At 52.4% G+C, this 2,232-nt stretch carries 3 protein-coding genes; all 3 read left to right on the plus strand.

The genetic code is table 11. The annotated features are described in order from the left end of the window. A partial coding sequence (locus tag GE027_RS22440) for a hypothetical protein (RefSeq protein ID WP_237607737.1) occupies nucleotides 1–340 on the plus strand: 340 nt, incomplete at its 5' end. A 121-nt stretch (nucleotides 341–461) separates the two neighbouring features. Continuing rightward, complete coding sequence (locus GE027_RS22445; RefSeq protein ID WP_153559469.1) at nucleotides 462–815, plus strand: hypothetical protein; 354 nt, start codon at nucleotides 462–464, stop codon at nucleotides 813–815. Further along, nucleotides 793–1,590 carry a hypothetical protein gene (locus tag GE027_RS23225; protein ID WP_202617509.1) on the plus strand — a complete coding sequence of 266 codons (798 nt, stop codon included), beginning with the start codon at nucleotides 793–795 and terminating at the stop codon, nucleotides 1,588–1,590. The genes GE027_RS22445 and GE027_RS23225 overlap by 23 nt, the downstream gene beginning before the upstream one ends. The last annotated feature ends 642 nt before the right edge of the window (nucleotides 1,591–2,232 follow it).

Below are 2,232 nucleotides of genomic sequence, written 5' to 3' on the forward strand. Positions count from 1 at the left end.
TATTACGAAGATCTGTTGCTTGCTCGCATTAGAGAGTATTTCAACAAGGTTGAATCTGAAGATGACAGAAACAAAGCAACGCCTGATCAAGAAACTTCTCGGGCTAATTCAGTCGATCGAAACGATGACAAATGAAGAAAAGACTTCGTACCCTACAGACGCATTTGGTGACGATTACAATCGGTTGCGCAGCATGGTGATTGAGTCGGAGCCAGAGCTTGAGCGATTCATGCCACCAGAGGTAGAGGTCTATGAAAGCGCAGGAATGGGGCGGTTGACAACACAAAAGTTTGGTGAAATCCACGTGTTCAGTTCACAGATATACCAGCTGCTGTCATGACGAAAGATTGCGTAACCATGGGTTGCTACGGAGGCCGCGAGTTGACGTTTTTGACGTGGTGAGTCGCTCGCGCGGCCCCGCTGAACCCCGTCGTTAGCCAGCAGGACCAATTGGAGCATTTGTGACATCGATCGATGACATCCTCGCGAGAATCGACGTTGTTCTCAAAGAGAACAAGCGAATCGAGTGGATCTATATTGTGCTCACAATCATTCTCTTCGGTACAGGAATCGCCTGTTTTGTTCTGGCATTGATCCGTGGAGAGGTTGCATGGTCGACACCTTCGGTAATCACCACTGGCCTCCTTTACTGGCCGCTACGTGAGATCAAGGACATTCGCGCCAAGAACATCGCGCTGGCGACCGCACCAATGCTGATCACGCAGTTGCCCAAGACCAAGGCCGCTGAAGAAATCCAAAAGCTGCTTCAGTCACTGTATGGGGGAGGTGCCAATGGCAACGTCACCGAACAGTGAAACGGATTCTACAAAGGAAGTATTAGAGCAAATCCTTGCTCAGTTGTACGCGGAGCAAGCCAAGACTCCCTCAACTACAACCGGAGAGCAACGATCTTGCCTGATCGCCGACGATGGTCAATTCTTAGGCAAGATTACCGACAACCAATATGACAATGAGTCGATTCTTAACAAATACGGCCCGTATGGCAGTCAGTACAGCCCGACGAGCATATTCAATCAGTACTCACAATATGGAAGCCCATATGGCCAATTCAGCATTCATAATCCCTATACATCGACACCACCACGCCTCCTGATCGCGGGGCGTGAAATCGCTCGGGTTACGGCCAATCGCATTATCTCAAATCGAATGGCACCTGAAGCATTCTTGTACGCATTGAAGAACGATATACAAGGCTTGCTTCGCGGCGCTCCGGCTACTTCAGAGCCGGAGGCGCGGCAGGCGACCGGACAATCGTACATTCAAGCTGAGAACGGACAGTTCCTTGGCAAACTGAATCCAAACAAGTTTGATAGCGACTCCATATTCAACAAGTTTGGGCCGTACGGCAGTAAGTTTTCCAACACGAGCATCTTCAACAAGTTTTCCGATTACGGTAGTCAGTTTTCCGCCTTCAGCCCGTTCAATAAGTTCACGACCACACCTCCGAAACTATTCCTGAATGGTGAGTTTGTCGCACATCTGACTGTGAACTCAATGTTGTCACCTCGCGTCGATCCTGATCAAGTCCTTGAGTGGGCTGAGCGTAACGTGTCCAAATATGCTGGCTAACGATCCGTTGCACACGGAGCCGCGGGCCGCGCGGTTTCTGAATCCGAAGTCGTTCGCCGCGGCCCGGTGAACGGTGACGTTACTGCCGCTAGCGATCTGCGGTTCGATCTATTCGCCGGTCGGTCGTGGGAGCTTCTGCGTGTTTTGCTGACGTCTTGCGTTGGGGGTCGTCACCTTCTGCGAATGGGACGAGTCACCGGCGTGCTTTCACCTTGGGTGGTCGAACGCCAGGTGATAGGCCGGGCTTCGATGCCTTATCTGTTGTTAACGTTGGGACGCTCGCTCACGTGCTCGCCCGGACGCGCTGAAACAACCGCCGATTTCAGCGAGATTTCGCCTTGAAAGAGCTGTGCGTTCGATGCAAAACGCAGAGTTGCAGAGAGACGCAGAGTCTCGAGCACCAACGTTCTCTGTGTCCCCCTGTGGTCTCCGCGGTTTATCTTTCGTCCTGATCGAAGTCGGTAGGCTCCGTCCGTCGACCGGCAGTCCGTTGTCTTGCTTGCTGTCGGTGCGATTCAATCGGTACAATGCCCACCTCGCACTGTCGCGGGCTGGAACGTCCGTGGGCCAGTAACCAACAAATTCACGTGAGCACGGGTGGTTCGTTTGTCGTTCTGCTTGCTCGTCCTGTGCCCGTGCAAC

Source organism: Roseimaritima sediminicola, from assembly GCF_009618275.1.
Classification (GTDB): Bacteria; Planctomycetota; Planctomycetia; order Pirellulales; family Pirellulaceae; genus Roseimaritima; species Roseimaritima sediminicola.